At 64.5% G+C, this 4,102-nt stretch carries 5 protein-coding genes and 1 pseudogene; all 6 read right to left on the bottom strand.

Features of this window, described 5'->3' with window-relative positions:
- The coding region (gene rpsG / locus JNL31_RS03290; protein WP_294969923.1) for a 30S ribosomal protein S7 at positions 1–462 on the bottom strand (462 nt) is incomplete at its 3' end.
- A gap of 11 nt (positions 463–473) precedes the next feature.
- Complete coding sequence (rpsL, locus tag JNL31_RS03285; RefSeq protein ID WP_125325006.1) at positions 474–845, bottom strand: 30S ribosomal protein S12; 372 nt, start codon at positions 843–845, stop codon at positions 474–476.
- 270 nt (positions 846–1,115) lie between these two features.
- Positions 1,116–1,994: a DMT family transporter gene (locus JNL31_RS03280; RefSeq protein WP_294969917.1), complete on the bottom strand. Its 879-nt coding sequence runs from the start codon at positions 1,992–1,994 to the stop codon at positions 1,116–1,118.
- A gap of 459 nt (positions 1,995–2,453) precedes the next feature.
- Complete coding sequence (locus tag JNL31_RS03275; RefSeq protein WP_294969914.1) at positions 2,454–2,843, bottom strand: type II toxin-antitoxin system VapC family toxin; 390 nt, start codon at positions 2,841–2,843, stop codon at positions 2,454–2,456.
- Positions 2,830–3,105: an AbrB/MazE/SpoVT family DNA-binding domain-containing protein gene (locus JNL31_RS03270; RefSeq protein ID WP_294969911.1), complete on the bottom strand. Its 276-nt coding sequence runs from the start codon at positions 3,103–3,105 to the stop codon at positions 2,830–2,832. The genes JNL31_RS03275 and JNL31_RS03270 overlap by 14 nt, the downstream gene beginning before the upstream one ends.
- Positions 3,106–3,237: 132 nt before the next feature.
- A pseudogene (locus JNL31_RS03265) lies at positions 3,238–4,102 on the bottom strand (DNA-directed RNA polymerase subunit beta'); the annotation flags it as partial.

Below are 4,102 nucleotides of genomic sequence, written 5' to 3'. Positions count from 1 at the left end.
ATAGTGGCTGAACGCTTTGTTCGCGTCGGCCATCTTGTGGGTGTCTTCGCGCTTCTTCACGGCGGTGCCGCGGTTCTGCACGGCATCGGCCAGTTCGGCGGCCAGACGCTCTTCCATGGTGTTCTCGTTGCGCTTGCGGGCGGCGGTGATCAGCCAGCGGATCGCCAGGGCTTCGCGACGCTCGGTGCGGACCTCGACGGGGACCTGGTAGGTCGCACCGCCGACGCGGCGCGAGCGGACCTCGACCGAGGGCTTCACGTTGTCGAGCGCTTCGTGGAAGGCTTCGACGGCGGGACGCTTCAGGCGGGTCTGGACGCGGTCAAGCGCGCCGTAGACGATCGACTCGGCGACGGATTTCTTGCCGTCGAGCATCAGGTTGTTCATGAACTTGGTGACCACCCGGTCGCCGAACTTGGCATCGGGCAGGATTTCGCGCTTCTCGGCGGCGTGACGACGGGACATCTGTTATCTCCTCACTTCGGACGCTTGGCGCCGTATTTCGAACGACGCTGACGACGTTCTTTCACGCCCTGGGTGTCCAGAACGCCGCGGAGGATGTGGTAACGCACACCCGGAAGGTCCTTTACCCGGCCGCCACGGATCAGGACGACAGAGTGTTCCTGAAGGTTGTGCTTTTCGCCGGGGATGTAGGAGATGACCTCGAAGCCGTTGGTCAGGCGCACCTTGGCGACTTTCCGCATGGCCGAGTTCGGCTTCTTCGGGGTGGTGGTGTAGACGCGGGTGCAAACCCCACGCTTTTGCGGGCAGGATTCCAGGTGCTGCGACTTGGACTTCCGCGGCGCTGCTTCCCGGGGTTTCCGGATCAGCTGTTGAATCGTCGGCATTCACGTTCCTCGTTTCGATACTCGCCTCCCTAGCCGTTGGAGGCGCCGCTTCTCGACCGTGCCTTGCGCGAATCGCAAAACACGAACACCGCACCCATCGCCCTTTCGGGAGATGACGCGGTGGAATTCCAGAGGATCGGGGCGGTTCAGGCCCGGATCATGACCACTTCAAGCGCTCTAGACCCCTTGTCCGGTCGCGACCGGAGTTCGGGTTGGCGGGCGTATAGGAGGAATCGCGGGGGGTGTCAACATCGCCCCCTGCCCTGCGGGCTAGGCGGTCCGGCGGCGGAGTTGCCGTTCGCGCCACAGGGTGAAGAGACCCGCCGCGACGACGATGGCGGCGCCAATCAGGGTCCAGAAATCGGGGAGGTTGCCGAAGACGAGGAAGCCGAGGGCGATGGCCCAGAGGAGCGAGGTGTAGCGGAACGGGGCGACGAGGCCGATATCGCCGTGCCGCATGGCGGCGACCGAAGAGAGGTAGCCGACGATCAGGAACAGCCCCGCGCCGAGGATGCGGACGGCCTCCCATGCGGAAGGGGTCTGCCAGCCCTGGAAGGCGGTGCCGGTCCAGCCCATGAGGGTGACGGCGACGGCCGCGCCGAGGGCGACGAGGGCGGAGGGGACAGCCCCATGCAGCGGTCGGACCGAGAGGTCGCGGACCACGACACAGGCGACCGAGGCGAGGCCGAGGAGCGACCAGCGGTCGAAGCCTTCGGTCCCCGGGCGGATGATGATCAGGACGCCAACCAGGCCAGCGAGGATCGCCGTCATCCGACGCCAACCGATCCGGTCGCCGAAAACCAACGCCGCGCCGAGCGTGATGGCGAGCGGCAGCGCCTGCAGGATGGCGGAGAGGTTGGCGAGCGGCATGTGGAGGAGGGCTTCGAGAAAGAAGATCGTGGCGGCGATGTCGGCGAGGGAGCGGAGGAGGATCAGCCCGGCGTCGCGTCGGTTCGGGCGGAAGGTGAAGGCCCGGGTTGCGAGGGCGAGGATGGCGAGGCCCACGACCGCGATCAGGCCGCGCAGGCCGATGGTCTGGAACAGCGGCAGGGTCTGGGTGACCGACTTCATGAAGGTGTCGTTGATCGTGAAGGCGGCCATCGAGGCGCACATCAGGAGGATGCCGCGGAGGTTCTCGGAGATCGGCAATTCGGGGGTCCTTCCCTGTCCGTCCTTGGGTATCAGGCGGCGGGGGGAAGGGGAAGTGTCCACGGTGGACAGATTTTCGGAGCGTTTGGAATCAAGTGGTTAGGCGCGGGCGTTAACCGGGTGGAAAGGTTTGGCCACAGTCGTTTTGCGATACTTTCGTTCGACCGCCTATATCAATCCGGCTCGTCGTCGACGCCGGACCAATGCGCGCGCAAGTTCACGAGAATGACCCATCCGACCGGCCACAGTGCAAGGCCCAGTAGTGCGCCCCCGGGTCCAAGGGCTTCATAAAGCGCTCCAGCGAGGATGAAAGCGGCGCACGCGATCAATGATGAAGCGATTTTCATGTCGAATCCCAGACGCTCTGATGCAGGTGGTAGCGACGACGTCACGGTTCAAGTCCCAGTTTCACCGGAGCGGTCGAGGAAGTCGGGGAATTCGGCCGGCCCACAGCACTCTTCAGGGTTCGGTAACTTGGACAGGGCCAGTGCTGCCCGCTCTGCGAAGAAGACGGTGGTCAAATGTGGCGAAAGCCGTGCACTGCGCAGCGCGCGTGAGGTGGAGGGCATCGGCGAAGTCCAGTCCGGCTTCGGCCATGTCGAGGGCGCGGGCAACGGCCTCGGCGTCTTCCACGGTCACGGTGGGCAAACCGCCAAAGGCGCGGAGGGCGTGGATCACTTCGGAAGGGCGAAAACCATAGGCGCTGCGCAGCACCCAGTCGGTTTCCAGCGCAACCGTGACGGACAGGAAGACCTGCTGGCCGTCGATCAGGGCCTGCGCGCGCGCAGATTGCTCGGCGTTGTCGCCAGTCAGGAAGCGAACGACAATGTTCGTATCAATCGCGATCATGGCGGCGGCGGGCTTCGGCCAGTACGGCGGCATCCATCTCCTCGATGGATTTCGCGGGGCCCCGGTGTTTCAGCATCCCGAAGACTTCTTCCGCTTGCGTCGCCGGGAACGCAGGCGCGGGTTTCAGAAGCACGCCATCGGGGGTTTCTTCCACGATCAGCCGGGTTCCAGTGTCCCAGTGCCGGGCCTGCCGGATCGCCTTGGGCAGGATCACCTGACCCTTGGTCGAGAGGGTCGTGATCGGCGGGTTGGACGCAGGCATGGCAGATCCCTCATGGTAAGACATAGGTAAGATAGTCCGAAAAGCCGCCGGTCGCAAGCTGGAGCCCAACAGAAAACCCCCGCCGGTCCTGCGACCGGCGGGGGCTGATGTCTTTCCCGAAACCCGTGCGTCCTAGTCGCGGCTTTCGATCGTGTCGACGAGGCCTGCATCGAAGACGTCGTCCAGTTCCGGTTCCATCACCGCCATCGGGGCTGCCAGGGCGGCGGCTTCTTCGGCCTCCGACCGGCGTGCTTCGATGACCGTGTGGTCGCGGTCGGCGGCGATCTTCTTGACGCGGCTGGTCGCGCCACCGGTCCCGGCCGGGATCAACCGACCAACGATGACGTTTTCCTTCAGCCCCAGGAGCTTGTCGCGCTTGCCCTGCACCGAAGCCTCGGTGAGGACCCGCGTGGTTTCCTGGAACGAGGCCGCCGAGATGAAGCTGCGGGTTTGCAGCGACGCCTTGGTGATCCCGAGGAGGACCGGCTCGGCTTTCGCCTCGCGGCCGCCACGGGCGTTGGCCTTGGCGTTCTCTTCGTCAAGCTCGATCTTCTCGACCTGTTCGCCCTTCAGGAGCGTCGTGTCCCCGCTGTCGAGGATCTCGAACTTCTGCAGCATCTGGCGAACGATGACCTCGATGTGCTTGTCGTTGATCTTCACGCCTTGCAGGCGATAGACGTCCTGCACTTCGTCGATCATGTAGTTCGCCAGCGCCTCGATCCCCATGATCCGCAGGATGTCGTGCGGAGCCGGGTTGCCGTCCATGATGTAGTCGCCCTTCTGGACGAAGTCACCTTCCTGGACGGGAATGTGCTTGCCTTTCGGGATCATGTACTCGATCGCCTGCAGCGTTTCATCCACCGGCTCGACCGTGATCCGGCGCTTGGACTTGTAGTCCTTGCCGAAGCGGACATAGCCGTCGGTTTCCGCGATGATCGCGTGATCCTTCGGACGACGGGCCTCGAACAGTTCCGCCACGCGGGGCAGACCCCCGGTG

The sequence above is a fragment of the Tabrizicola sp. genome, from assembly GCF_016792905.1.
In the GTDB taxonomy this organism is placed as follows: Bacteria; Pseudomonadota; Alphaproteobacteria; order Rhodobacterales; family Rhodobacteraceae; genus Tabrizicola.
This window is presented reverse-complemented; position numbering and strand designations above follow the sequence as displayed.

What these genes read in the sequence shown, in the direction of transcription:
- JNL31_RS03275 (WP_294969914.1), bottom strand. Translation starts at nt 2,843, where the DNA reads ATGATCGCGATTGATACGAACATTGTCGTTCGCTTCCTGACTGGCGAC.
- rpsL (WP_125325006.1), bottom strand. Translation starts at nt 845, where the DNA reads ATGCCGACGATTCAACAGCTGATCCGGAAACCCCGGGAAGCAGCGCCG.
- JNL31_RS03270 (WP_294969911.1), bottom strand. Translation starts at nt 3,105, where the DNA reads ATGCCTGCGTCCAACCCGCCGATCACGACCCTCTCGACCAAGGGTCAG.